Raw genomic sequence first — 24485 nt, forward strand, 5'->3', positions numbered from 1 at the left:
GGGCACGACCGCGCCGAAATGACGACAGGCCACACGCGAACCTGACTTGGTCCCCGCGTGGCCTGACCGCTGCTACGCCTTGCTGACGATGTGGGTCAGCAGCACCAGGGGTCGCCGACCTTGAAGATCACCATCCCGCCGCGGTCACCCTTGACGGGGGCGCTGGTTGCCGCGCTGCTCGGACCGACGACGCCGAACGACGTCACAGCCGTGAGCGCCAGGACTGTCAGGGTCTTCTTCATCGTGCTCTTCATGGTGGTTCCCTCCACTGTCTTTTTGGTGTGCTGCTGGGGTCAGCCGGACCAGCCGCGACTCACGAGGCGATCCTTGACTAGAAGTATCCCTGCCAATCTCGACGAAAGAGGAACTTTCCAAAAGAATCTTTCCAACTCTGAGACAAGGCTGTCGAGTCGTGAGTAAAGTTTGGTCAAGTTCGGTTGGCAACCCACCCACAACCACCAACCCAACCCCCCTCGTGACCACCCCCATTGATCGCGAGCAGCGTGCAGGGGTATCCCCCCACCCCAAGCGCACAGAAACCCCCGCCGGTTCCGGCGGGGGTTTCTTCTTTGGTTCGAGGCGCAGGCGGTCAGTCGGTGCCGTTGCGCTTGACGAAGTCGACGATCTGCTCGGCCAGCTCCGGGCGGCAGACGATCAGGTCGGGCAGCGAGACGTTGTCTTGGTTGTAGGCCAGCTCGGAGCCGTCCACGCGTGAGCAGAACAGGCCGGCGGCTCGGGCCACCGCCACGGGGGCGGCGTTGTCCCACTCGTACTGCCCACCGGCGTGGATGTAGGCGTCGGCGACGTCACGGACCACGGACATCACCTTCACACCGGCAGAGCCCATCGGCACCAGCTCGGCGTCGATCTCCTCCGCCAGGGCCTGCACGAAGGCCGGCGGGCGGGTCCGCGAGACCGCGATGCGCGGGCGGGTCGACGTACGCGGAGGAACGACGGACGGCGTGCCGGTGTTGAAGGTCTCTCCCAGCGCGGGCTGCGCCACGGCGCCGACGGTGAGGTCGCCGTCCTCCCAGAGCGCGACGTGCACGGCCCAGTCGTCACGCGGCGGCTCGGAGAACTCACGGGTGCCGTCGAGGGGGTCGATGATCCAGACCCGCTTTGACTGCAGGCGGGACTTGTCGTCGGCAGCCTCCTCGGAGAGCACGGCGTCGTCGGGCCGGTGCTCGGCCAGGAGCTCGGCGATCAACGCCTGCGCAGCGGCGTCGCCGGCATCCTTGAGCTCACGCCCCTCGAGGCCCTGGCTGCGCACCTCCAGCAGGCGGTCGCCGGCAGCTCCGGCAAGCCAGGTGGCGAAAATGTGGTCATCAGTGGCCGCGGCGGCCGGGAAGTCGGTAGTCACGGAGGCAGTCTGTCATCAAACTTGGGGAACCCCATGGGAAGACCCCATAGCGGACCACGGACGCTCCTAGCGTCGTCAACATGCCCCGTCAGGTCCTGGCCGCCTATGCCGTCGTCGCGTTGGTGGCGGTCGTCGCCATGGCGTGGCTGGGCGTCGTGCCGGGCGACGACGGCGCGCAACGGACCCACGACTCCTCCGCAACGCCGACCTCTTCGCCCTCGGCTCCGGACTCGGCACCGAGCTCGACCTCGGCCCCGCCGTCGGACGACTCCGCGGGCACCACACCGGACGCTCGGGAGCACGACTCCGACGCCCCCACCGACCCCAGTGCCAGTGACACTCAGCCGAGTGTCGACACCAGCGACACCAGCGGCAACGGGGACTCCGGTGTCGAGGTGCTGCCCACCGATCCCGAGACCACCGAGGGCCTGCCCGGGCTCGACACCAAGCCGCCCGACACGAAGCAGCCGTTGATCGACCTGCCGCTGCCCGACAGCGCGGTGGCGAAGGACTCCTTGGCCAAGGGGTTCCCCCGGAAGGTGCTCGGTCCGCGGAAGAAGTCGGCAATCGTCACCAGCAGCGTCTCGCCGGCAGCCGATGTCAACTCGCTCCAGGTGGCCTTGGTCGCGACCACTCGTGCGGGTGCGGACGCCGTCCTGCGTGACTACCGCATCCGCCTCGCCAAGCTCGGCTTCACCGAGACCGACGCGGCGCTGCCCGTCATCGGGGGCTCCAGCGCGGCGAGCTTCATCCGCGGCGACGACACTGTGGTCGTGACCGCGACCCCCGGCGCGGACGAGACCACCTACACCGCCTACGGCACACTCCACGCCTCGGGATCCTGACATGTACGTCTCGCTCCGGGATCGACCGAGCGCCGCACCACCCGGCGGCCCGTCCGCCGGTCCCGCGTCCACCGGTCCCGCGTCCGCCGGCACCGGAGCCGGCAGCGGAGACGGCACCGGAACGGCCGTCGCGAGCACGACCACGGGCAAGGGACCCAAGGTCGCCCCGGTGGTCTTCACGCTCGGCTTCGTCAGCCTGCTCACGGACATCTCGTCCGAGTCCGTCTCGGCGATCCTGCCGCTCTACCTGACGGCCGTGGTCGGCCTCTCCCCCGTGGCCTACGGATTCATCGACGGGCTCTACCAGGGGGTCAGCTCCCTGGTCCGCATCGGCGGTGGCTGGGCCGCGGACAGGGGCGGGCACCCCAAGTGGGTGGCATTCCTGGGGTACGGCGTCTCCGTCGGCGCGCGCATCGGCCTCCTCTTCGCGGCCGGGCTCGGCACGGTCTCCGCGGTGGTGACCGCCGACCGGATCGGCAAGGGCCTGCGCACCGCTCCCCGCGACGCGATGATCTCCGCCGCCACCGACCCCGCCCACCTGGGCCGCGCGTTCGGCGTGCACCGCACCCTCGACACCATCGGCGCTGCGATCGGGCCGCTGATCGCCTTCGCGATCCTGTGGATGATCCCCGACGGCTACCTGACGGTGATGGTGGTGTCGCTCGGATTCGCCGTGCTGGGGCTGACCCTGCTCGGCCTCTTCGTGGAGGACCGGCCGGCGGTCCGCCAGGCGGAGAGCGCTCCCCGGTTCCGCTGGGCCGAGGTCGTCAGCCCCGACATGGTCCGGCTCCTGGTCGTGTCGGCGGTGCTCGGCCTGCTCTCCGTCGGCGACGGGTTCATCTACCTGGCGCTGCTCGACCGGGGACAGTTCGCGGCGGCCTGGTTCCCCCTGATGTACGTCGGCACCAACATCGCCTACCTCGCACTCGCGATCCCGTTCGGCCGACTGGCCGATCGCGTCGGACGTGCGCGGGTCCTCGTCCTCGGGCACCTCGCCCTTGCCGCGGCGTACGTCGGCACGGCGGCGCCGGTGTCGACTGCGTGGGCCATCCTCGCGGTGCTGGCGATGCTCGGCGCCTTCTATGCCGCCACCGACGGAGTGGTGGCCGCCCTGGCCGGCGGACTCGTGCCCGGCACCGCACGAGCCAGCGGGATCGCGTCGGTGCAGACCGTGGTCGCACTGAGCAGGCTGCTGGCGTCCTTCGGCTTCGGCCTGCTCTGGGTGGTCGTCGGCCCGCAACGAGCACTGGTCCTCGTCGCCGGCCTCCTCCTCGTCGCCGTTCCCGTCGCCTTCGCCGGGTTGCGACGCCTCGACACGCGGCCGCTGGTGGTCGCATGAACCGCAACGTCACCGTCTTCCTCGCCGTCGCTGCGCTGACCGTCGGCGGCAGCACGGCCTACGCGAGCACCGCCTTCCACCGCTACTGGGACAGGTACGACGACCCGCCGACCGTGGCGCTGGCCGACAACGCGGGCACCCTGCCCCACGGCGACCGGATCGTCTTCCGCCACACCGGCATCGACGACCACTACGGGCTCGTGGCGATGGTGCCGCTCGACGACCCCGATGGCCCACGCAGCTTCACGGACGTCGCCTGCGACCGGGTCGACGCCAGCACCACCGAAGCCACCTGCCTGGTCACCGAGCGGGGCGTGGTGACCACGTTCGAGGCACTCGAGCTGGACGCCGACTGGGACGTCCGGGAGACCCACGGGCTTCCCGGGATCCCGAGCCGCACCCGTCTGTCGCCCGACGGGACGCTGGTGGCGACCACGTCGTTCGTCACCGGGCACACCTACATGACCACCGGCTTCTCGACGGCAACGGAGATCCGGGAGGTCGGCGGCCAGAGCCTGGGCAACCTCGAGCGCTTCGAGCTCCGGATCAACGACAAGGCCGTGCACCCGGTGGACCGCAACGTCTGGGGGGTGACCTTCGTCGACGACCGCACCTTCTATGCCACCGTCGCGACCGGCGGCCGGACCTACCTGACCCAGGGTGACCTCACCGAGCGCACCCTGACCGCGATCAGCACCAACGCCGAGTGCCCCTCCGTCTCCCCCGACGCCACGAAGGTGGCCTTCAAGGTGCTCGACGACAAGGAGTGGGAGGTCGCCGTGCTCGACCTGGCCACCGGTGAGCGCACGGTGCTCCCCCACACCCGCGGCCTGGACGACCAGGTCGAGTGGCTCGACGAGGACACCTTGCTCTACGGCCTCCCCCGGAGCGACGAACCGGGCGTCACGGACATCTGGTCCATCGACACCCGACCCGAGGCCGAACCGACCCGGCTGATCGAGCAGGCCTGGTCGCCGTCCGTCATACGCACAGGAGACCAGTGATGACCTCACCCGCCACCACCAGAGCACCGGTCCGGAGCCGAGCCCGGCTCGACGCGATCGATCCCGCCGGCGCAGCGCTGGTCCGCCAGCTGCTGGCGCTGGCACCCACCGGCCTGGCCGCCGGGCACGACCCGGCGACGGGTGGTTTCGCGCAGACCGTCCGTGGGCTCTCCGGGACGCCCGGGACGCGCCTGCAGCGGCAGGGTGACAACCTCCGGTACGCCGCGATGGCCGCGCTCGGCCTGGCCCGGGTGCCGGTCGAGCAGCAACGACAGGTCCTGGCCGGTGGCACGGCCGCCGAGCTCGCCGCACGCACCGCCGAACGGGCCGTCGACCACCGGGACCCGGGCGCGGTGGCCCTGGCCGCGTGGGCCCGGGCCGAGGTCAACGGAGCCTTCGCCGGCGAGCTCTTCGACGCCCTCGACGGCCGGCTGGGCGCGGGCGTGGCACTGCCGACGGTGGACGCATCCTGGGCCGTGACCGCCGCGACGGTGGCGGCCGGCCTCGGTGACACGTCGCGCATCCTCCACCTCGGCACCCGGCTGCTGCTCGACCACCGAGGCACCGGCGGAATCTTCCCGCACTGGCTCCCGCCCACGGCGCAACCTCGCTGGCGCGGTCACGTCGGGTGCTTCGCCGATCAGGTCTACCCGATCCAGGCGTTGGCCCGGGTCGCTGCCCTGACCGGACGGGGCGACTGCCTCGCCGCGGCCAACCGGACCGCGTCACGGATCTGTGAGCTGCAGGGCGAGCACGGCCAGTGGTGGTGGCACTACGACATCCGCAACGGTGGCGTCGTCGAGAAGTTCCCCGTCTACAGCGTGCACCAGCACGCGATGGGACCGATGGCGCTCTTCGACCTGCTGGAGGCCGGGGGTGACGACCACACGGCGGCCGTGGCACGGGGCCTGGCCTGGCTCCAGACCCATCCCGAGGTCGTCGAGGAGCTGGTCTCCCCCCGGTTCGGGGTGATCTGGCGGAAGGTCGGTCGACGCGAGCCACCGAAGGCCGCGCGCGCCGTCAACACCGCCACGACCGCCGTACGCGTCGGAGCCCACCTGCCCGGGATCGACCGGCTCCTCCCACCGACGTCGGTCGACCACGAGTGCCGCCCCTACGAGCTCGGTTGGTTGCTGCACGCGTGGCTCCCACCGACCCCTTCGACCGAGATGAGTGCGCGATGACCACCCAGCCCATGCCCGCGAGCCAGCTGTTCGGCCTCGACGTCCACGCCCTGACGCTCGACGACGTCGTGACCGAGGCAGAGCACAGTCTCGCCACCCGCGACCCGCTCCTGATCGGGGTGGTCAACGCCGCCAAGATCGTGAAGCTGAGCGCGGACCAGGTGCTGCGCGACTCGCTCCTCGAGTGCGACCTGCTCCTCGCCGACGGCCAGTCCGTGGTCTGGGCCAGCCGCCTCCTGGGCCGTCCCCTTCCCGAGCGCGTCGCGGGCATCGACCTGTTCGAGGCGCTGCTCGAGGTCGCTCACCGGGACCAGCGGCGGATCTATCTCCTCGGGGCGACCCCCGAGGTGTTGGCCCGACTCTGCGAGGTCGTCTCCACGCGGTGGCCGAACGCCGTGATCGCCGGCAGCCACGACGGCTACTTCGACGAGGACTCGTCGGCCTCGGTCGCCCGGGACATCGCCGAGGCGCGGGCCGACATGTTGTTCCTCGGCATGACCACGCCGAAGAAGGAGAACTTCATCGGCAGGCACGGCCACGCCCTCGGCGTACCGATCCTGCACGGCGTCGGCGGTTCCTTCGACGTCATGGCCGGGGTCACCGCCCGTGCCCCGCTCGCCTGGCAGCGCGCCGGGATGGAGTGGGCCTACCGGGTCAGGCAGGAGCCGCGCCGGCTCTGGAAGCGCTACCTGACCACCAACACCCGCTTCCTGCTGATGCTCGCGATGGAGCGCGTCCATCGGCACTCCGCCTACACCACCGGATCAGGGGTCCATCATGGATGACATCTTCAGCGGCCGCGTCGCGATCCTCGGCCTCGGCTACATCGGCCTGCCCACGGCGGCCGTGCTCGCGACGCGAGGCATCGAGGTGATCGGGGTCGACGTCAACGCCGCCACCGTGGAGGCGGTGTCCCGGGGCGAGGTCCCGTTCGTCGAGCCCGACCTGGGTGTTGCGGTGAGCGGCGCCGTCTCCCAGGGAAACCTGAGTGCGACCTCGGAGGTGCCCGAGGCCGACGCGTTCATCATCGCCGTGCCCACCCCGTTCATGGACGAGCACCGGGCCGACCTCCACTACATCCGTGCCGCCGTGGAGTCGATCGCGCCGCGCCTTCGTGGTGGCGAGGTGGTGATCCTCGAGTCGACCTCGCCGCCCGGCACCACCGTCCAGGTGAGCAGGTGGCTGGCCGAGCTGCGGCCCGACCTGACCCTGCCGCACTGCTCGGAAGGCGTGCCGGACGTCTACGTCGCCCACTGCCCCGAGCGCGTCCTTCCGGGCCGGATCATGATCGAGATGGTGACCAACGACCGTGTCGTCGGTGGCATCAGCCCCCGGTGCGCGGAGAAGGCGGCCGCGGTCTACCGGGTCTTCACGCACGGCAAGGTGCTGCTCTCGGACGCGGCGAGCGCCGAGATGGCCAAGCTCGTCGAGAACGCCTACCGCGACGTCAACATCGCCTTCGCCAACGAGCTCGCCCTGGTCAGCGAGACGCTGCAGCTCGACGTGTGGGAGATCATCAAGCTGGCCAACCACCACCCGCGGGTCAACGTGCTCACCCCGGGCCCGGGTGTCGGCGGCCACTGCATCGCGGTCGACCCGTGGTTCATCGTCGGCGCCGCGCCGGACCAGGCCCGACTGATGCGCGCCTCCCGCGAGATCAACGACGCCAAGCCGATCCACGTGGCGGAGCAGATCGTGGCGAAGACCGCACGCTTCAAGGAGCCGACGGTCGCCTGTCTCGGCCTGGCCTACAAGGCCAACGTCGACGACCTGCGCGAGAGCCCGGCCGTCGACATCGTGCTGGACATCGCGAAGTCGTTGCCCGAGCTCGACATCAGGGTCGCGGAGCCGCTGATCACCGCACTCCCGGCGAGCTTCGATGCGTTCCCCCACGTCGTCCACCAGTCGGCGGTCGAGGCGATCGAGGCGGCCGACATCGTGGTCCTCCTGGTCGACCACGACCACTTCCGGTCCCTGAGCCGTTCCCGCCTCGAGGGAAAGATCGTCTATGACACCTGCGGTCTGTGGCGGCGGTCATGAGCACGCACAAGGCGATGGTCGTCTACGGGACCCGCCCCGAGGCGATCAAGCTGGCACCCGTGATCCAGGAGCTCGACCGGTCGCCGTGGCTGACCGTGTGCCCGGTCGTCACGGGCCAGCACCGGGCCATGCTCGACCAGGTCAACGCCCTCTTCGGCATCACACCCGCCCACGACCTCGACGTGATCCAGCCCCGGCAGCAGCTGCACGAGGTCACCGGCCGCGTGCTGGCCGGGATCACCGAGGTGATCCGGGCCGAGCGACCCGACCTGGTCGTCGTGCAGGGCGACACGACCACGACGTTCGTGGCGGCCCTGGCCGCGTTCTACGAGAAGGTGCCGGTGGTCCACGTCGAGGCCGGGCTGCGCACCCTGCACCGCTATGACCCGTTCCCCGAGGAGATCAACCGGCGGATGACCTCACAGCTCGCGTCGTTGCACCTGGCACCGACCGCGACGTCCCGGCAGAACCTGCTCGACGACGGCATCGCCGCCCACGACGTCGCGGTCACCGGCAACACCGTGATCGACGCACTCCTCCACGTGGTCGGCCGCGACCACGCGGCCGTCGACGACCCGGCCCTGGCGTCGGCGCTCGAGAAGCGGCAACCCCTGGTGCTGGCCACCAGTCACCGACGCGAGTCGTGGGGCCAGCCGATGGCGCGGACCGCCGCCGCACTCGCGCGGCTTGCCAAGGAGTTCACCGACGTCTGTTTCCTGCTCCCCGCACACCTCAACCCGACGGTCCGTGACGTGCTGCTGCCACCGATCGAGGGGCTGCCGAACGTCGTGGTGACCGAGCCGCTCTCCTACACCGACTTCTCCCGCGCGATGGCCGAGTGCCGGCTGGTGGTCACCGACAGCGGTGGCGTGCAGGAGGAGGCACCCAGCCTGGGCAAGCCCGTGCTCGTGCTCCGGGACACCACCGAGCGCCCCGAGGCCGTCGCCGCCGGCACCGTGCGCCTGGTCGGCACCGACGAGGACCTGATCGTCAAGGAGGTCTCGCGCCTGCTGACCGACCCGGCGGCGTACGACGAGATGGCGCACGCCGTGAATCCCTACGGCGACGGGCGGGCCTCACTGCGCATCCGAGCCGCCGTCGAGGAGTTCATCGGGGTCGGGCGGCGGGAGCCTGACTGGGAGGGTCGTGTCGCATGAGCGTGGGCTCCATGATCCGCAACCGGCTCGTCGACTCGCCGGACTCGTTGGCGGAGAGGTTCCGTGCCAACCGGTGGGCGCAGTTCGCCGACACGTTCCCGGACCTGGCCGAGCTGCACGTCGTCGACCTGGGGGGCACCGTCAGCTCCTGGGCCCGCGCACCGATGCGCCCCCGGCACGTCACAGTCCTCACCCTGGAACCGGAGGGCGCCGATGCCTTCGACTGGATCGATGCACACCGGGTCGACGCCTGCGCACTGCCTGCGGAGTTCGCCGACCTGCGGGCCGACCTCGTCTACTCCAACGCGGTCATCGAGCACGTGGGAGGCGCCGAACGACGCCAGCGCTTCGCTGACACCGTCCACCGTCTCGGTGACCGGCTGTGGGTGCAGACCCCCTACCGCTACTTTCCCGTGGAGCCGCACTGGCTGTTCCCCGGCTTCCAGTTCCTGCCGGTTGCCACGCGCGTGGCCATTGGCAGGCGGTGGAAGCTGGTGCACACGCCCAACGGCGACTACGACTCGATGCTCGAGAGCGTGTTGTCGGTCGAGCTGGTGGGCCTCACCGAGTTCCGTCACCTCTTTCCTGGCGCCGAGATCCGCCAGGAGCGAGTCGCCGGCCTGACCAAGTCGATCATCGCGGTGCGCTCGTGAGCACGATGTCGGCTGCCGCGACCGTGGCACGCACCCTCGACGAGGTGGAGTCCCTCCGCCCGATCTGGACCAGCCTGCCGGTACCCAACATCGATGCCCACATCGACTACTACCTGGCCGTCGTGCGTTCGTCTCCGCAGGTCCTGCGGCCCCATGTGATCCACCTGCCCAGGGAGCACGGCGACCTGTTGGTCGTGGCCCGCCTGGTGGATCAGTCCTTTCCGCTCAGGTTGGGCTACCGGACGCTCGGAACGATCAGGGCGCGGACCCTCCTGGTCTCGTTCGACGGCATCCTCGGTGTCGAGACCACGGAGGATCGCAGGGTCGCGCTCGACCTGCTGCGCGAACAGCTGAGAGCCGGTGAGGCCGACGTGCTCGTGCTTCAGAAGGTCGAGGACGGTTGCGCACTGGACCTCGAGTTCCGGGCCACCTCCTCGCCGCTGTGGCAGACGACGACACCCAGCGTCGTCCGGCACCGTTTGACCGTTCCGAACTCGTTGTACGAGCTGCTCGAGAGCCGCCCATCACGCTCTCGCAAGCGCCTTCGACGCGAGATGAAGCTCTTCGACCGTGACTTCAAGGGTCGCTGGTCCCTCAAGAGGATCGACGCCGGCGGAGGTACCGACCAGCTGACCCAGGACATCGATGCCGTCGCCGCCCACAGCTATCAGCGTCACCTCGGCATCGGCAGCGTCGATGAACAGGTCCTGCACGCCCTCCGTGACCTGGCCCTGGACCGCGGTTGGTTGCGCGCCTGGATCCTCTACATGGATGCAGCACCGGTCGCGTTCTGGTGGGGCATGCTCCACGAAGGCATCCTCGAGCCCGGCGCGACCGGTTTCGATCCTGCTCTCCGGTCGTCGGGTGTCGGCTTCTTCACCCTGATGAAGATGCTCGAGGACACCTGCCTCGACCCGGACGTCAAGACCGTCGACTTCGGCTACGGCGAAGCCGACTACAAGCGACGCTTCGCGTCCGAGTCCAGCCTGCACTCAGACCTGCTCGTGTTTGCTGCCAAGCCGAGAGCGATGGCAGTGAGGGCTGCGCTGTTGGTCAACGGAGCGGTGGTCCGCGCGACCACCCGCCTGCTCGAGCGGTCGGGTCGAGTCCGGTCGATCAGGCGACGCTGGCGCTCGCTCGCGCATGGACCCGACGCTGCCGCCGAAGGGTCAGCCGGTGGTCGATGAGGATGGTCAGCGCAAGGGTCAGCAGTCCACCGGTCAGCAGGCCTCCCACCACCACCCTGGAGACATGCCCAGTGACATAGGTGACCGGTGCTTGCACAGGGATCTCCTGGGTCGTGATCCTCTGGTCGGGATCCGTGCCGACCTGGATGCGCCGGAGCTCGCGCTTGATGTCGCGGACGGCCGATTCACGGTGGACGAGGACCTCGTCGGCGTCGGGACCGACCACTTGGACGCTGAGCATCGGTGCGGTGAAGTTGTAGTCCCACTGGCCTCCCGAGTTGGGCAGCTTCACCAAGGTCCCGTCGCGAACTCCCGTGCTGGCGAGGGAGACCTCCTGGCTGGTGGCCGCACTCGTCTCGGTGTTGGCATTCACGAGCCGCTCGACCAACCCAGCCGTGGCGATCAAGCTCTCGGACTGGTCCACCAACGTGGTGTCGGTGACCTGCTCCGCGGAACGAGGGGCGACCAGGGCCACGTCGACCCGCGAGGTGTAGACACCCGGTCGGCCCACCAGCAGGAAGGTGAGGAACGCGGTCACCACGAGCCCACCCAGGGCGAGGTACCAGCGTCGACGAAGCACGATCAGGCACTCTGCCGTGGTCACCGCAGGTTCCCCCTCCTCATCGAGCTCGAGCCAATTCTAGGTGGGGCTCACGACGTTGGACGCAGTTTTCCGGTTTCGGGGTCAGCCCGGGCCACGGTTCATAGACTGGTGGGCGCGGTCGCACCCGTTCTGTCGATCGCTGAGATGGGGCGTTAGCCATGTACCTCCGAGACCTCTTGACGAGTTGCCTGCGGCGATGGCCGCTGCTGCTGGTCTGCCTTGCCGTCACGGCAGGGGCGACCTACGCGGTCTTCATGGCGATCTCGCCGTCCTATGAGTCCCAGGCCTCGGTCGTCCTGGTCCCGCCGCAGAGCAAGGAACAACCTGACCAGAACAGGTACCTCGGCCTCGGTGGCCTGAAGCAGTCCGCCGACGTGCTGGCCCGCACGATGATGTCGGAGGAGACCACCGCCGCGATCCGCGACGCTGCTCCGGAGGCCACCTACCAGGTGGAGCCGGACTGGGCCACGAGCGCCCCGATCCTGGACGTGAAGGTCACCAGCGACACAGCGCAGAGTGCTGAGGCCATGCTCGAGACGATCCTGCGCAGGATCCCGGTGAACCTCCGCAACCTGCAGGAGTCGGTCGACATCGCCGCGTCCAACCAGATCACGCAGGTCCTGGTCTCGCGCGACACTGCCCCGGACCCCGTCGAGAAGCTGCGCATCCGGCTCGCCGGGCTCACCTTGGCGGGACTCCTGCTGATGAGCGCCCTCCTCATCGCGGCCGTCGACGGGCTGATGCTCCGGAGGAGCTCGCGCGACAAGGTCACGGCCGCCTCCAGGACGAGATCGCCCAAGGGCGAGGGCGGCAACGCCACGAAGTCCCGACCGGCCGGCCATGGATCCGATCCGAAGGAGGACCAGTCCTCCGGCACCTCCGATCTCGAGCCAGTCTCTCGCACCTGACGGACCCGAGACATGTTGCTCAGCGAGAACTCACGCGCCAAGCGCTTGGACGGCGTCACCTACCTCACGGTGTTCCTGGTGGCCGCCTTCGCGATCGAGTCCCGCTACGTCGTGGGCCCCTTGGGCGCTGCCGGCACCCCCGCACAGCTGATCGCGCTGACGGGCCTGGGCTGGTGGCTCTACTACCAGGTCCAGCGCACCCACTCCGATGGCTGGATGGTGCATCCGGTCCGGATCGGACTGTTCGCCCTCCTCCTGGCCTACATGGCGAGCTTCGTTGCCGCGATGGCACGGCCCATCGACGGGGTGGAGACCAGCAGCGCCACGCTCGGCATGGTCGGGGTCCTCGGCTGGCTGGGCATCGGCCTCCTGGCGCACGACGGCGTTCCGACACACGAGCGCTTCGATGTCCTGGTGCGCCGACTCGTGCTGGCCACCGCGTTGCTGGGTGCCCTTGGCGTCGCACAGTTCCTGACCCACGACTCGCTGATCCGCTGGTTCACCATTCCCGGGCTGCAGACCAGCGCGCCGCTCGGTGACCTGATGAGCCGGGCCGGTTTCACCCGCCCGGCCGGCACCGCACTGCACCCCATCGAGTTCGGTGCCGTGCTGACCACCGTCCTGCCGATCGCCATCGCCAGGGCCCGCACGCATGCTGCCGGTCGACACCCGGGTGCTTGGTTGTGCGTCCTGGCAATCGCCTTGGGGATTGTCGTGTCAGGGTCACGCTCGGCCATCCTGGCCGCGCTTGTGGGGCTCGTGGTTCTCGGCGCCGCGTGGTCCTACAGAACCCGGATGATGGCGGTCGTCCTGGTCGGCATCCTCCTCGGATTCGTGGCCGTGGCCCTCCCCGGGGTCTCGGGCAGCTTGTTCAAGCTGTTCACCGGATTCGCCGAGGACGGGAGCACGCAGTCACGCACCGGCTCCTACACCATCGTCTCCGAGTTCTTCGAGCGTCAGCCCTGGTTCGGCCGAGGACCCTCGACCTTCCTCCCGAGCTATCGCATCCTCGACAACCAGTACCTCCTGCTCCTGGTCGACATCGGAATCGTCGGCCTGCTCGTCTTCCTGGCGCTGATGTTCGCGGCCATCGGCAGCGCCTGGGCAGCACGGCGGCTGTCGACGAACAGGGGCACGAAGGAGATGGCGCAATCCCTCAGTGCCGCAGTCGCCGCAGCAGGATTCGGACTCGGCACCTACGACGGCTTCAGCTTCCCCATGGGCACGTCCGTGCTCTTCCTGGTGATCGGACTGAGCGGCACGATCTGGCGACTGGTCAGGCTCGAGGACTGTGACTCCGGCCCGTCAATACCCGATCTTGGGTATTTCGACTCGGCGGAGAGTGACCTAAGGTGACCCGTCGAGCACCGGCCTCGAGGGAATGCCTTGGAGCATGCCCATCGCGACCCCGCCTCGGTGCTCTTGGGGGGCCGACACAGGGAGAGCACACATGCACCGCCGGAACGGCCGATTCGCACGACTTCACATCGTGGTGGCGGCCTTGAGACGAGCGACCACCATCAGCTTGGCCGGGACCTTCCTGGTCGTCAGTGCCATCACCACTGGGTACCTGCTCAAGCCGACCTCGACACAAACTCCTTCAGCCGAGCCAGAGCCAGGCGCCTCGACGGCCACAGTGGAGCGAATGCGAAAGGGGTGGCCAACGAAGGAGACGTCGGGCGCCCACGGCACGCTTCGATCGATCCAGGGCCGCACGATCACACGCGACGGAGCGGTCCTGCGCAACGTGCGGGTCAACGGGCAGCTGACGATCATGGCCGACGACGTCGTCCTCGACAACGTCTACGTCAAGACGTCGAGCGCCTACGGCGTGCTGGTCTACGGCCACCGTGCCAAGGTCAGGGACACCACCATCGAGGGCACACCCGGTCCGACCTTGGCCGGCCTCGTCGCCTACGAGGGCGGATCCTTCGTCGCACGGCGCATCCACGTCTTCAGGACCGAGGACGGAGTCCGGATGGCAAGCAACTGCATCCTCACCGACTCCCTCATCCACGGACTCCGCGGCAGCCCCGAGTCGCACTTCGACGCCGTCACCGCCGACGGCTACACCGGTTGGCGCATCCTCCGCAACCGGATCCTCAACCACCACAGCCAGACCGCGGCTGTCTGGGTGGGCGATCCTCGTTACCGCGACTCGGCGGGCCTTCTCAAGAACAACTTCATCGCCGGTGGTGGCTACTCGATCTACGGTGGGCCCGGGCAGCGGGCCGGGATCCGGGTCATCGACAACACCTTCTCCACGAAGCACTTCCCCCGCTCCGGCTACTGGGGTCCCGTCGCCTACTGGGAGTCCAGCGGCAACACGTGGTCGGGCAACGTGTGGCGCGGCGGTCGCCGCGACGGTTCCAGGGTCAGGCCGTAGCCATGGTGGCCGGGATCGACGTGGTGGTGGTGACCCACAACAGTGAGCGGGTCATCGGCGACCTGCTCGATTCGCTCGGTCCCGCCCTGGACGGTCTCCCGGCCCGCACCGTGGTCGTGGACAACGGGTCCACCGACGACACCTGCGCAGTGGTCGCGCAACACCCCGACTGCGTGTTGGTGCGCTCGGACAACCGCGGGTACGCGGCGGGCATCAACCTCGGCGTCGCCACCCTGGAGGGCGAGGGATCCATCCTCGTCCTGAACCCTGACGTCCGGCTCTCTCCCGGTTGCGTCCGCGCCCTCATGGGTGCGCTGGAGGTTCCGGGCACCGGCATTGCTGCCCCCCGGGTGTTGAACGAGGACGGCTCCCTCTTCCACTCACTGCGCCGCGAGCCCACGTTGGGCCGCGCCCTCGGCCTGGGTCGAACCGGTCTCGGTTTCCTGAGCGAGACGGTGTCGGACGACGCCGTCTATGACGCTCCACAGGTCACCGACTGGGCACTGGGCGCTGTCCTGCTCGTCTCCCGCTCGTGCCATGACGCACTGGGCGGCTGGGACGAATCCTTCTTCCTCTATTCCGAGGAGACCGACATCTGTCTTCGCGCCGCCGACCTCGGCATGGTCACGCGCTACGTGCCGGCGGCCGTGTGCACACACATCGGCGGCGCCTCGGGGCGATCCCCACGCATCCACGCCATGCAGATCGTCAACCGGGTCCGCCTCTATCGCCGCCGTCACGGCGCAGCCACGAGCTGGCTCTACCTGGCCCTGTCAGTGGCCAGCGAGGTCTCGTGGCTGTTGCGGGGGAAGGCAGAGTCACGGGAGGCGATCGTCAGCCTGCTGTCGCCACGCCGCCGCCCGCCCGAGCTCCAGTGCTCACAGCAGATGATGCCGATCTGAGCTCGTGGAGGTGATGGTGGCATGAGCAGCGCGCAGACGGACCCAAGCCGTCCCTTGGTGGTCTGGCAAGCGGGAGTTGCCTGGGACGGAGTGACAGGGACGGACTGGCACCTGGTCAATCATCTCAGCCGCCACGTCGACGTGCTCTGGGTCGACCCGCCCGTCTCGATCGTCACTCCGCTGCGCGCACGACAGAGGCCGGCGCTGAGGCCCCGCCTCGACGTGGTCGCTCCACGGATCACCCGCCTCAGGTGCTCGGCGCCACCGTTCGCCTTCCGCCCCGGTCTGGACCGGATCACTGTCGCGCTCGCCCGCGCAGCGATCAGGTCGTCCCTGGGACACCTGGAGCAGGTTCCGGAGGCCGTGGTCTCGACCTCGCCACTGCCAGCACTCGACGTGGTGGCGCGAGCGCGCCGCATCTACTTCGCGACCGACGACTTCTCGGCAGGCGCCGAGCTCATGGGCAAACGAGCCCGGCGGTTCCAACAGATCGAGCAGCGGCGAGTCCGGGAGGCGGATGTCCTCGGCGCGGTGTCTCCCGAGATCGTGGCTCGATGGGCGCCGGTCGAGCAGCCCACGTTCGTGCTCCCCAACGGCTGCGACGTGCAGCACTTCGCCGGCGTGGAGACTGCTCCCCTTCCCACCGACGTCTCGTTGCCGAGGCCCATCATCGGCCTGGTGGGACAACTCACGCCACGGATCGACCTGTCCCTGCTGGAGGCCGTGGCGGACGCCGGCATGTCGCTGCTCCTGGTCGGCCCCCGACAGGTCGACTTCGAGCCCCAGCGGGTGCGTCGGCTCCTCGAACGAGCCAACGTGGTCGCTGTCGGTCAGAAGCGCTTCGAGGAACTGCCCTCGTACCTGCGCATGATCGACGTCGGCCTCACTCCCTACACGGGTGACGCGTTCAACCTGGCCAGCTTCCCGCTCAAGACCCTCGAGTACCTCTCGGCCGGTCGACCGGTGGTCTCGACACCCCTGCCCGCCGTCGAGCGTCTCGCAGCACCGGGAGTGCGCACCGCCGCCACCCCCGATGAGTTCGTGACCGCGGTCAGGTCGACCCTTGCCGCCCAGGTCGCGCACCCGGGTGCATCAGAGGAACTGCGCAGCTTCGCCCGGCGACACGACTGGTCCGCCCGAGCCGCCACCTTCCTTGCGGACACCGGACTGGATCGCGACCTGCCGGGTGTCAGAGGGGCCGGGCGTTGAAGTCGTCCACGGCAACGCGCCCACGGTGTCGCTCCACCCTGCGTCGCACCTTGTAGGAGATCAGCCCCGCGCCAGACCTGGTCGTGTCCGACAGGACGCGAGGAGCGGAGGCCCGGCGGTCAAGGGCGTCCCGATAGACGGCCTCCTGCAGACCTGCAGCGGCATCCAGCGCAAACCTGGAGACGACGAGCTCCCGGCCGAACGCACCCAGGTCTGCCCGCAGCCCGGGGTCCCGCAGTCGACGCAGCACGCAGCAGAGATGCTCGACGGCGCGCTCGGGGTCCAGGCTTCCCCGGCCATACCAACCCTGGGCCAAGAACGTCGGACACGTTTCCGGGGTCAACAGCTCGAAGAAGCCTCCCTCGCCCTGGACCACGAGCGGCTTCCCGAAGGCCAGGCACCGCAGTGCCGAACCACCCATCCCGATGCACACGTCTGCCGAGCCGTAGGCCCAGCGTGGATCCGGTGACTCCCCCGGCACGAGCACGACCGTTCGACCCGCTGCGGCGTTGGCGCTCGCGGCGGCCCGGCGCACTGTTCCGAGCTCGGGACCACCTCCGACCACCACGAGCTGCACCACCTGCTCTGCCGCGAGCTCCTGCACGGCACGCACCGCCGTGAGCACTCCTTCGAGCTTCAGCTCCCTCACCAGACGTGAGACCACGACGATCCGCAGGGCCCCGGGTTCGAGCCCCACGACGTCGACAGGTGGCTCCGGACAGACGCCCGGGGCATTCTCCCTCGCATCCACAGGCGGCTCGAGCAGGTGCACCGGACCTGAGTGACTGGCTCGGACATGGTCCCGGATCTGGGCCGTGCCCACGACGAGTGGAAGAGACGAAGGAAGGAAGGGAGCCACCGACATCGACATCACGGTGCCAACAGCGGTCGACCGGCCGATGCCACCCCGGGTGGCGGCGTACGCCTCGAGGATCGGCGGCCACTCGTAGCCATGGACGACATCGATCCTGCGGCTCCTGACCAGGCGTCGAAGGTCGGCAGCGGTCTCCCACCCGGGGCGCAACCGTGCCTCGCGACGCACGACGTGCTCGAGTCCCAGGGCGTGCACACGGTCGACCAGTGGCCCCGGCTCGGAGTAGACCAGCACCTCGTGTCCCTGGGCGGTCGCTGCTGCAGCGAGCTCGACCGCGTTGAGCTGACTGCCGCCGATCTCCATGCTGTGCGGATAGACCACCACCCTCATGCGGGACTCCTGACACCAGCGGTGGGGGCGGGTGCCTGAGCCCGCCACACCTCCAAGTCGTTGCGGCACACCCACAACGTCGCGGCCATGCAGATCCCGCCGACCGTGCCAGCGACCAGCAGGAGCAGCACGGCGCCGGACATCACCACGCCCAGCGTTGTCGCCAGCATCCAGGCAAGGGCGGCAAGGAGGGACGGGAGCGCAACGGCGTTCGACACTGCCCGGACGCCGATGCCTCCGCGGGCGAACTCGGCGAGGTACATCGGCAGGCTCACCAGTGCCGCGACGAGCACCAGCGCGAGCGCGGCACCACCGGCGCCGGCCCGGTCGATCCCCAACCACAGCGCCGGCACGAGCACCACGATCCAGACCACCTGGATGCGCAGGATCGCGCCCGTGCGGGCACGGACCACGAGGTAGTCGTAGGCGAGCTCGAAGAAGATCCGCAGCGCCGCGAGGAGTGCCAACCACCGCAGCACCGGGGCTGCGGCGGACCACTGCTCGCCGTAGACGAAGGCGACCAGCTGCGGCGCGGTCGCGCTCATCACGAGGCAGACCGGGAGCGCGACGGCAGACAGCGGTCGCAGCACCTGCACGAAGGAGGTGCGCATCAACGTCGGGTCGTGCTGCATCCGGGCGAACAGGGCAGGAGCCACGCTGCGCAGCGGCTGGGAGAAGATCGAGACCGGCCAGCTGGCCAGGTTGGCGGCGAGGACATAGCTGCCCAGGACCACCGGGCCGAGGAACCGGCCGACCATGAGCTGGTCGATGAACCCGACCAGGAACACGATGATGCTGGCCCCGGCCAGCGGGAGTCCGAAGACGAGGAGCCGCCGGGCGAAGCGTCGGTCGAAGCCGAAGCGGAACGGCAGCGGCGAGAAGCGCAGGAAGAGGAGACCGGACACCCCGGCACCGGCGAGACGCCCGACCACCAACGAGATCGCACCGAAGCCCACCGCCACCATCCCCAGCGAGACGAAGGCACCCAGCCAGACGTTCACCTGGTCCGCAACCATCCGCTGGTCCTGCCGAAACAGTCGCTGCATCAGCGCCGCCGGGGTCGCCACCACACCGTTGACCAGGACGCAGAGGCTCATGAGCTGGACCAGTGGCGCCGCCTCCGGACTGCCCATCGCGCTCGCGAAGTACGGCGCTGCCCACACCGCCGCACCAGTCAGCACCGCGCTCATGCCCACCGAGATGGTGGTGACGGTCGGCGCAATCTCGGCAGGGTCCTCCTCCCAACGGACGATGGCCAGGCTCACCCCGAGCTCGTTGAAGCTGAGGATGGCGAGCAACGCCACCAGGGCGACCGCGTAGGTGCCGAACTCCTCCGGGCCCAGCATGCGGGCCAGGGCGATGCCGATGGCCAGGGTGCCGAACCTGGCGACCATCGTGTTGGCGAAGCTCCAGGCCAGTGCCCGTCCCGCCGCCGGACGACGACTCGCGTCCGCCACCCGTCCCGCCACGGTCAGCTCCCCACGAGGCCCGCGAGGCAGGTCACGACCTGCTCCTGCTGCTCCACGGTGATCTGCGGGAAGATCGGCAGCGACAGGATCTCCGTGGCCGCCCGCTCCGCGACGGGGAACGCCCCGGCCGACAGGCCCAGGCCCGCATAGGCGCGGGTGAGGTGCATGGGCGTCGGGTAGTGGATCCCGGCTCCGATGCCTGCCTCGTTCAGGGCGGCCAGGACCCGGTCACGGTCCGCGACCCGGATCACGTAGAGGTGCCAGACGTCGACGTTTCCCCTTGCCTGGTTGGGCGGTCGCACGTCGTGGAGATCCTCGAGCAGCGCGGCGTAGCGCTGTGCGGCATCCCTGCGCAGCTCGTTCCACTTCTCCAGCCGGGCCAGCTTGGCTCGCAGCACGACGGCCTGGATCGCATCCAGGCGCGAGTTCATCCCGATCACGTCGTGGACGTACTTCGTCGGCGATCCGTGCGCTGCCATCACCCGCACCCGTGCGGCGAGGTCGGCGTCGTCGGTGGTCACACCACCCGCGTCGCCGGCGGCCCCGAGGTTCTTCCCCGGATAGAAGCTGGTCGCCGCGATCGCCCCGAGCGTTCCCGCGTTGCGTCCGTGGCGTACGGCGCCCTGGGCCTGGGCCGCGTCCTCCACGATCGGGACACCGGCCGCCTCAGCGAGGCCGGTGAGCCGCTCGACCGGGGCGACCTGGCCGAAGAGGTGCACCGGCACGATCGCCTGGGTCCTTCGCGTGACAGCGTGCTCCACTGCACCGGGATCGATGAGCAGGTGCTCCTCGTCGACGTCGACGAGGACCGGCACGGCTCCGATGCGCGAGACCGCCTCGGCTGTGGCGATGAAGGTGTTCGCCGGGAGGACGACCTCGCCCCCGGGTCGCACCCCGACCGCGCGCAGGGCCAGCTCGAGGGCGTCCGTCCCGTTGCCGACACCGACGCAGTGCCCGGCGCCGATGAACGCGGCGTACTCGGCCTCGAACCGGGCGACCTCGGCACCTCCGACGAAGCCCGTGGTCGCGAACACCCGGTCGAGTCCGGCACGGACCTCGTCGTCCACCTCGGCCTGCTGTGCCTTCAGGTCCACCAACGGAATGCTCACACCGCCACCCCCTGCCTGACGAGCGGTCGTGCGGGAGCACCGACCCAGGTCTGACCGTCGGGGAGGTCGTCCAGCAGCACGGCCCCCATGCCGAGCGTGGATCCCGCACCGACGGTCGTCCCCTCACGCACGCACGCGCTCATCCCGACGTACGCCGCCTCGCGGACGTGCACCGACCCACCCAGCGCCACCCCCGCGCACAGGGTGGCGAAGTCGGCGACCGTGTCGTCGTGGGTGAGCGTCACCTGTGGCATCACGACGACGTGGTCGCCGATGACTGCGTTGGCGGTCACCACCACACCGGCCAGGATCACGCAGCCGGAGCCGACATCGGCCTCGGCGGCGACCGTTGCACGCGGATGGATGATGGTGGCGAAGCGGTGGGGTGAGACCCCGTGGGCCAGTAGGCGTTCGACGAGCACGCGGCGCACGAGCCCCTTGCCCGCGCACACGACCACGTCACGGTTGTCGTGGTCGCCGATCTCGTCCAGCCCACCCCGGACCAGCGCACCAGCGACCCGCGTGCCCCGCAGCAACGGATCGTCGTCCACGACCTCGATGGTGACGAACCGGCCCGTGGCCCGGGCCGCGGAGATGGTCTCGCCGGCCAGGCCGCTCGCCGCAACCACCGTCAGGTGCCTCATGGCTGCGTCACCCGCAACGCCTGGACCACGCGGGCCTGGTCGGAGTCGGCGAGCTGGTGGAACAGCGGCAGGATCAGCGTGGTGTCCGTCAGCCGCTCGGTCACCGCGAGGGCCGCCGGGCCGGTGACCCTCTCGCGGTGGGCCGGTTGCCGGTGCGCCGCCATGATCCCCCGGCGGGCCGAGATCTCACCGGCCGCGAGGTGCGTCAGGAGGCCGTCCCGGTCGAGCGGGAACCCCGGACCGACCTCGACCCAGAAGCTCTGGAAGTTGCACGTCCCCCACGGGGGGTCCGCCACCGGGCGCAACCCCTCGATCTCACTGATCTGCTTGCGGTAGGACGCCGCGAGCTCGCGACGCCGGCGCACCACCTCCGGCAGCCTGCCCAGCTGCACGATGCCGACAGCTGCCTGGATGTCGGTCATGCGGTAGTTGAACCCGACCTCGGTGTATTCCTCCGGGGGCGCCAGGACACTGGCGTGGCGTGCCGCCGCGGAGACACTCATCGCGTGCTCGCGCAGGTGTCGCGCCCGTTCGGCCCACTCGGGACGACTGGTGGTGAGCATGCCGCCCTCCCCGGTCGTCACGATCTTGCGCGGGTGGAACGACCAGGCGGCGACCTCCGCGCCCGCCCCCACAGGACGCCCCCGGTAGGTCGATCCCGCACCACAGGCCGCGTCCTCGATGACCACGATCCCCAGCGGGTCACAGAGGTCCCGCAGGGCGGTGAGGTCCACCGGGACGCCACCCTGGTCGACCGCGATGACCGCCCGGGTCCGAGGGGTGAGCGCCGCGGCCACGGTCTCCGCGGTGAGGTTGCCGGTCACGTGGTCGACGTCCGCGAACACCGGCCGGGCCCCGCAGTACGTCGGTGCGTTGGCCGTGGCGATGAACGAGAACGACGGCACCACGACGTCGTCGCCCGGCTCGACGCCGGCCACGAGGAGCGCCAGGTGGAGAGCCGACGTGCAGCTCGACGTGGCGACGGCGTGCTCCGCCTCCATGGCCGTGGCGAACGCCGCCTCGAAGGCCGCGACCCGCGGCCCCTGGGCCACCCACCCGGACGCGATGACCTCGCCGACCGCGGCGATCTCCTCCTCACCCAGCCAGGGCTGCATCACGTTGATCCGGCTCATGACGCCGCCAACGTTCGTCCCGCTGCGATCTCCTCACGCAGCGGTCGCCACCACTCGACCAGCTGTCGCAGACCTTCCTCCAGCCCGACCTCGGCCTCGAACCCCAGGTCCTCGCGGGCCGCCCGGGTGTCCGCCAGGCGACGTACGACGCCGTTGACGGCTCGCTCCGGCCCGTGCTCGACGGCCAGGTCGGAGCCCATCACCCGCAGCAGTGCTTCTGCCAGCCCGAGCAGGCTGGTCTCCTCACCACGGGCGACGTTGTAGACGCCCTCGGTGACACCGCTGCAGGCCGCCAGCACGTTGGCCCGGGCGATGTCGCTGGTGAAGACGAAGTCCATCGTCTGCTGGCCGTCCCCGAAGATCAGCGGCGGGACACCGTCGGCGATCCGCTCCATCCATCGCACCAGCACCTCCGTGTAGAGCCCGTGCACGTCCATCCGCGGTCCGTAGACGTTGAAGTAGCGCAGCAGCACGTGGTCCAGCCCGTGCATCGCCCGGAAGCTGCGCAGCATCCCCTCGTTGAACGACTTCGCTGCGCCGTAGAAGGTGTCGTTGTTGTGGTGGTGATGGCGTTCGTCGGTCGGGAACTCCTCGGCCATCCCGTAGACCGATGCCGACGACGCGGCCACGAGCTTGTCCACGCCCGCGTCGACCGCGGCCTCACAGACGTTGAACGTGCCGTCCACCAGCACCTCCAGCGCCAGCCGGGGCTCCTCGGCGCACTGGGTGATCCGGATCGCGGCCTGGTGGAACACGAGGTCCTTGCCGCGGCTCACGTCGTGCACGAGGTCGCGGTCGCGGATGTCGCCCTCCACCAGGCGCACCCGACCCGTTGCCAAGGCATCGTCGAGATTGGCCACGCGGCCCCGGACCAGGTTGTCGAGCACGTCGATGTGCGCAGCACCGGCCCCGAGCGCCTGGTCGACGATGGTCGAACCGATGGTGCCCGCTCCCCCGGTGACGAGCACCCGGGCCCCGTCCAACGCGGTCATGACACGGCCTGCCGGTCGACGGCCGACGCCCCGGCGTCGACGAGCACGCCCTGGGCGGCCAGGCTCCGGCCCGCGGCCTCGAGGACCGAGAGCACCCTGAGCCCGGCCCGGCCGTCGGTCCGTGACGGGCGGCCGGTCCTGATGCTGGAGGCGAACTCGGCGACCATGCCGCCGATCGCCTCCGTCTCCGGCAGTGCAGGCGCCCACGTGTCCCCCAGCCGGTAGGAGACCGTGGCAGCACGCCGATCGACCTGGTCGACGGACTGCTGGACGAGGTCGACGCCGCGGTCATAGACGCTGAGCCGCTGCTGGGGGTTCAGGTCGTCCCAGACGAGGGTGCGCTGGGACCCCCCGATCACCATCTGGCGGATCTTGGTGGGGCTGAGCCAGTTCACGTGCACGTGGGCCATCGCCCCGCCCTCCAGCGGCATCATCAGGTAGCCCACGCAGGACTTGCCGGCGCCCAGGGGGTCGGCTCCCTGGGCCGAGACGCCCACCGGCCGGAGGCCTCCGGGGAGGATGTAGTCGAGGATCGAGAGGTCGTGCGGGGCGAGGTCCCAGAAGACGTCGACGTCCGGCTGCACCAGCCCGAGGTTGATCCGCACCGAGTCGATGAAGAGGATCTCACCCAGCTGCCCGCTCTCGATGAGCTCCCGGATCTTGATGACGGCCGGCGTGTAGCAGTAGGTGTGGTCGGCCATCAGCACCAGTCCCTGTTCTGCGGCGAAGTCCACCATCGCCCGACCGTGGTCGCCACTGTCGGCCAACGGCTTCTCGACCACGACGTGCTTGCCCGCACGGAGCGCCCGCGCGGCGATGTCGTGGTGGGTGCGGGCCGGCGTGGCGATCGCGACCGCATCCACGTCCTCACGCGCGAGGACCTCCGCCAGGGAGTCCGTGACCGCGACACCGCTGCGCTCCCCCAGCACGCGCTGTGCCCTCTCCGTGTCCAGGTCGCACACGGCGACCAGGTCCCAGTCCTCGCTGGCTCGGAAGTTGCGGATCAGGTTGGGCCCCCAGTAGCCGGCACCCACCACAGCGACTCCGAGCCTGCCCCGTGCACGACTCATTCCGTCCCCTTAACTCGTGAGGACACCATTCGACTCGGATCGGCGGGCGATCGTGGAGGACCTGGTGCCAGTTACCCAATGTTGGC

At 69.7% G+C, this 24485-nt stretch carries 24 protein-coding genes; 14 read left to right on the forward strand and 10 right to left on the reverse strand.

Features of this window, described 5'->3' with window-relative positions:
- Positions 1–95: 95 nt before the first annotated feature.
- Complete coding sequence (locus ncot_RS15535) at positions 96–254, reverse strand: hypothetical protein (RefSeq protein ID WP_168618416.1); 159 nt, start codon at positions 252–254, stop codon at positions 96–98.
- A gap of 335 nt (positions 255–589) precedes the next feature.
- The gene (locus ncot_RS15540) at positions 590–1360 is read right to left on the reverse strand and encodes a 3'(2'),5'-bisphosphate nucleotidase CysQ (protein ID WP_168618417.1); all 771 of its coding nucleotides are present in this window, start codon (positions 1358–1360) and stop codon (positions 590–592) included.
- 80 nt (positions 1361–1440) lie between these two features.
- Between ncot_RS15540 and ncot_RS15545 the strand changes: the two genes are divergently transcribed.
- Genes ncot_RS15545 through ncot_RS15585 form a run of 9 tightly spaced genes read left to right on the forward strand, consistent with a single transcriptional unit; the run spans position 1441 to position 10769 of the window.
- On the forward strand, positions 1441–2205 hold the full coding sequence (locus ncot_RS15545; RefSeq protein WP_168618418.1) for a hypothetical protein: 765 nt from the start codon (positions 1441–1443) through the stop codon (positions 2203–2205).
- A 1-nt stretch (position 2206) separates the two neighbouring features.
- Positions 2207–3544, forward strand: coding sequence for an MFS transporter (locus ncot_RS15550; RefSeq protein WP_240937933.1), 1338 nt, complete (start codon positions 2207–2209; stop codon positions 3542–3544).
- Positions 3541–4548, forward strand: a complete 1008-nt coding sequence (locus ncot_RS15555; RefSeq protein WP_168618419.1) for a hypothetical protein — start codon at positions 3541–3543, stop codon at positions 4546–4548. The genes ncot_RS15550 and ncot_RS15555 overlap by 4 nt, the downstream gene beginning before the upstream one ends.
- On the forward strand, positions 4548–5732 hold the full coding sequence (locus ncot_RS15560) for a hypothetical protein (protein WP_168618420.1): 1185 nt from the start codon (positions 4548–4550) through the stop codon (positions 5730–5732). Before ncot_RS15555 ends, ncot_RS15560 begins: the two co-directional genes overlap by 1 nt.
- The gene (locus ncot_RS15565) at positions 5729–6517 is read left to right on the forward strand and encodes a WecB/TagA/CpsF family glycosyltransferase (protein ID WP_168618421.1); all 789 of its coding nucleotides are present in this window, start codon (positions 5729–5731) and stop codon (positions 6515–6517) included. Before ncot_RS15560 ends, ncot_RS15565 begins: the two co-directional genes overlap by 4 nt.
- Positions 6510–7772, forward strand: coding sequence for a UDP-N-acetyl-D-mannosamine dehydrogenase (gene wecC / locus ncot_RS15570; protein ID WP_168618422.1), 1263 nt, complete (start codon positions 6510–6512; stop codon positions 7770–7772). The genes ncot_RS15565 and wecC overlap by 8 nt, the downstream gene beginning before the upstream one ends.
- Positions 7769–8929: a UDP-N-acetylglucosamine 2-epimerase (non-hydrolyzing) gene (wecB, locus tag ncot_RS15575; protein WP_168618423.1), complete on the forward strand. Its 1161-nt coding sequence runs from the start codon at positions 7769–7771 to the stop codon at positions 8927–8929. Before wecC ends, wecB begins: the two co-directional genes overlap by 4 nt.
- Positions 8926–9582: a class I SAM-dependent methyltransferase gene (locus tag ncot_RS15580; RefSeq protein ID WP_168618424.1), complete on the forward strand. Its 657-nt coding sequence runs from the start codon at positions 8926–8928 to the stop codon at positions 9580–9582. The genes wecB and ncot_RS15580 overlap by 4 nt, the downstream gene beginning before the upstream one ends.
- A 5-nt stretch (positions 9583–9587) precedes the next feature.
- Positions 9588–10769, forward strand: a complete 1182-nt coding sequence (locus ncot_RS15585) for a GNAT family N-acetyltransferase (RefSeq protein ID WP_240938196.1) — start codon at positions 9588–9590, stop codon at positions 10767–10769.
- On the opposite strand, the gene ncot_RS15590 is transcribed toward ncot_RS15585, so the two are convergent.
- A complete protein-coding gene (locus tag ncot_RS15590; RefSeq protein ID WP_168618426.1) occupies positions 10699–11373 on the reverse strand; it encodes a hypothetical protein in 675 nt (224 codons plus the stop codon). The genes ncot_RS15585 and ncot_RS15590 overlap by 71 nt on opposite strands.
- A gap of 158 nt (positions 11374–11531) precedes the next feature.
- On the opposite strand from ncot_RS15590, the gene ncot_RS15595 reads away from it, so the two are divergent.
- The 5 genes from ncot_RS15595 to ncot_RS15615 all read left to right on the forward strand — a co-directional run bounded on the left by ncot_RS15595 (position 11532) and on the right by ncot_RS15615 (position 16778).
- On the forward strand, positions 11532–12281 hold the full coding sequence (locus ncot_RS15595; protein ID WP_168618427.1) for a hypothetical protein: 750 nt from the start codon (positions 11532–11534) through the stop codon (positions 12279–12281).
- A 12-nt stretch (positions 12282–12293) separates the two neighbouring features.
- Positions 12294–13637, forward strand: a complete 1344-nt coding sequence (locus tag ncot_RS15600) for an O-antigen ligase family protein (RefSeq protein WP_168618428.1) — start codon at positions 12294–12296, stop codon at positions 13635–13637.
- A 289-nt stretch (positions 13638–13926) separates the two neighbouring features.
- A complete protein-coding gene (locus tag ncot_RS15605; RefSeq protein WP_168618429.1) occupies positions 13927–14667 on the forward strand; it encodes a hypothetical protein in 741 nt (246 codons plus the stop codon).
- 2 nt (positions 14668–14669) lie between these two features.
- Entirely contained in the window at positions 14670–15569 is a 900-nt protein-coding gene (locus ncot_RS15610; RefSeq protein WP_168618430.1) for a glycosyltransferase family 2 protein, read from the forward strand.
- A 21-nt stretch (positions 15570–15590) separates the two neighbouring features.
- Positions 15591–16778, forward strand: a complete 1188-nt coding sequence (locus ncot_RS15615) for a glycosyltransferase (RefSeq protein ID WP_168618431.1) — start codon at positions 15591–15593, stop codon at positions 16776–16778.
- On the opposite strand, the gene ncot_RS15620 is transcribed toward ncot_RS15615, so the two are convergent.
- From ncot_RS15620 to ncot_RS15650, 7 genes are read right to left on the reverse strand one after another with little or no spacing between them, the layout of a single operon-like run.
- Positions 16759–17982, reverse strand: coding sequence for a glycosyltransferase (locus tag ncot_RS15620; protein ID WP_168618432.1), 1224 nt, complete (start codon positions 17980–17982; stop codon positions 16759–16761). The genes ncot_RS15615 and ncot_RS15620 overlap by 20 nt on opposite strands.
- Positions 17979–19451, reverse strand: a complete 1473-nt coding sequence (locus tag ncot_RS15625; RefSeq protein ID WP_206065012.1) for a lipopolysaccharide biosynthesis protein — start codon at positions 19449–19451, stop codon at positions 17979–17981. Before ncot_RS15625 ends, ncot_RS15620 begins: the two co-directional genes overlap by 4 nt.
- Positions 19452–19453: 2 nt before the next feature.
- Positions 19454–20560 carry a DegT/DnrJ/EryC1/StrS family aminotransferase gene (locus ncot_RS15630; protein WP_168618433.1) on the reverse strand — a complete coding sequence of 369 codons (1107 nt, stop codon included), beginning with the start codon at positions 20558–20560 and terminating at the stop codon, positions 19454–19456.
- Entirely contained in the window at positions 20557–21204 is a 648-nt protein-coding gene (locus tag ncot_RS15635; RefSeq protein ID WP_168618434.1) for a NeuD/PglB/VioB family sugar acetyltransferase, read from the reverse strand. The genes ncot_RS15630 and ncot_RS15635 overlap by 4 nt, the downstream gene beginning before the upstream one ends.
- A complete protein-coding gene (locus ncot_RS15640) occupies positions 21201–22337 on the reverse strand; it encodes a DegT/DnrJ/EryC1/StrS family aminotransferase (protein ID WP_168618435.1) in 1137 nt (378 codons plus the stop codon). Before ncot_RS15640 ends, ncot_RS15635 begins: the two co-directional genes overlap by 4 nt.
- Positions 22334–23329, reverse strand: a complete 996-nt coding sequence (locus ncot_RS15645; protein ID WP_168618436.1) for an NAD-dependent epimerase/dehydratase family protein — start codon at positions 23327–23329, stop codon at positions 22334–22336. Before ncot_RS15645 ends, ncot_RS15640 begins: the two co-directional genes overlap by 4 nt.
- Positions 23326–24399, reverse strand: coding sequence for a Gfo/Idh/MocA family oxidoreductase (locus ncot_RS15650; RefSeq protein WP_168618437.1), 1074 nt, complete (start codon positions 24397–24399; stop codon positions 23326–23328). Before ncot_RS15650 ends, ncot_RS15645 begins: the two co-directional genes overlap by 4 nt.
- Between the last annotated feature and the right edge of the window lie 86 nt (positions 24400–24485).

It is taken from the genome of Nocardioides sp. JQ2195 (genome assembly GCF_012272695.1).
Lineage (GTDB): Bacteria > Actinomycetota > Actinomycetes > Propionibacteriales > Nocardioidaceae > Nocardioides.

Coding starts and splice junctions, on each gene's coding strand:
- ncot_RS15620 (WP_168618432.1), bottom strand. CDS start 17,982: ATGAGGGTGGTGGTCTATCCGCACAGCATGGAGATCGGCGGCAGTCAG.
- ncot_RS15610 (WP_168618430.1), top strand. CDS start 14,670: ATGGTGGCCGGGATCGACGTGGTGGTGGTGACCCACAACAGTGAGCGG.
- ncot_RS15565 (WP_168618421.1), top strand. CDS start 5,729: ATGACCACCCAGCCCATGCCCGCGAGCCAGCTGTTCGGCCTCGACGTC.
- ncot_RS15545 (WP_168618418.1), top strand. CDS start 1,441: ATGCCCCGTCAGGTCCTGGCCGCCTATGCCGTCGTCGCGTTGGTGGCG.
- ncot_RS15580 (WP_168618424.1), top strand. CDS start 8,926: ATGAGCGTGGGCTCCATGATCCGCAACCGGCTCGTCGACTCGCCGGAC.
- ncot_RS15640 (WP_168618435.1), bottom strand. CDS start 22,337: ATGAGCCGGATCAACGTGATGCAGCCCTGGCTGGGTGAGGAGGAGATC.
- ncot_RS15555 (WP_168618419.1), top strand. CDS start 3,541: ATGAACCGCAACGTCACCGTCTTCCTCGCCGTCGCTGCGCTGACCGTC.
- wecC (WP_168618422.1), top strand. CDS start 6,510: ATGGATGACATCTTCAGCGGCCGCGTCGCGATCCTCGGCCTCGGCTAC.
- ncot_RS15595 (WP_168618427.1), top strand. CDS start 11,532: ATGTACCTCCGAGACCTCTTGACGAGTTGCCTGCGGCGATGGCCGCTG.
- ncot_RS15560 (WP_168618420.1), top strand. CDS start 4,548: ATGACCTCACCCGCCACCACCAGAGCACCGGTCCGGAGCCGAGCCCGG.
- ncot_RS15645 (WP_168618436.1), bottom strand. CDS start 23,329: ATGACCGCGTTGGACGGGGCCCGGGTGCTCGTCACCGGGGGAGCGGGC.
- ncot_RS15650 (WP_168618437.1), bottom strand. CDS start 24,399: ATGAGTCGTGCACGGGGCAGGCTCGGAGTCGCTGTGGTGGGTGCCGGC.
- ncot_RS15550 (WP_240937933.1), top strand. CDS start 2,207: ATGTACGTCTCGCTCCGGGATCGACCGAGCGCCGCACCACCCGGCGGC.
- wecB (WP_168618423.1), top strand. CDS start 7,769: ATGAGCACGCACAAGGCGATGGTCGTCTACGGGACCCGCCCCGAGGCG.
- ncot_RS15600 (WP_168618428.1), top strand. CDS start 12,294: ATGTTGCTCAGCGAGAACTCACGCGCCAAGCGCTTGGACGGCGTCACC.
- ncot_RS15535 (WP_168618416.1), bottom strand. CDS start 254: ATGAAGAGCACGATGAAGAAGACCCTGACAGTCCTGGCGCTCACGGCT.
- ncot_RS15615 (WP_168618431.1), top strand. CDS start 15,591: ATGAGCAGCGCGCAGACGGACCCAAGCCGTCCCTTGGTGGTCTGGCAA.
- ncot_RS15605 (WP_168618429.1), top strand. CDS start 13,927: ATGCGAAAGGGGTGGCCAACGAAGGAGACGTCGGGCGCCCACGGCACG.
- ncot_RS15635 (WP_168618434.1), bottom strand. CDS start 21,204: ATGAGGCACCTGACGGTGGTTGCGGCGAGCGGCCTGGCCGGCGAGACC.
- ncot_RS15585 (WP_240938196.1), top strand. CDS start 9,588: ATGTCGGCTGCCGCGACCGTGGCACGCACCCTCGACGAGGTGGAGTCC.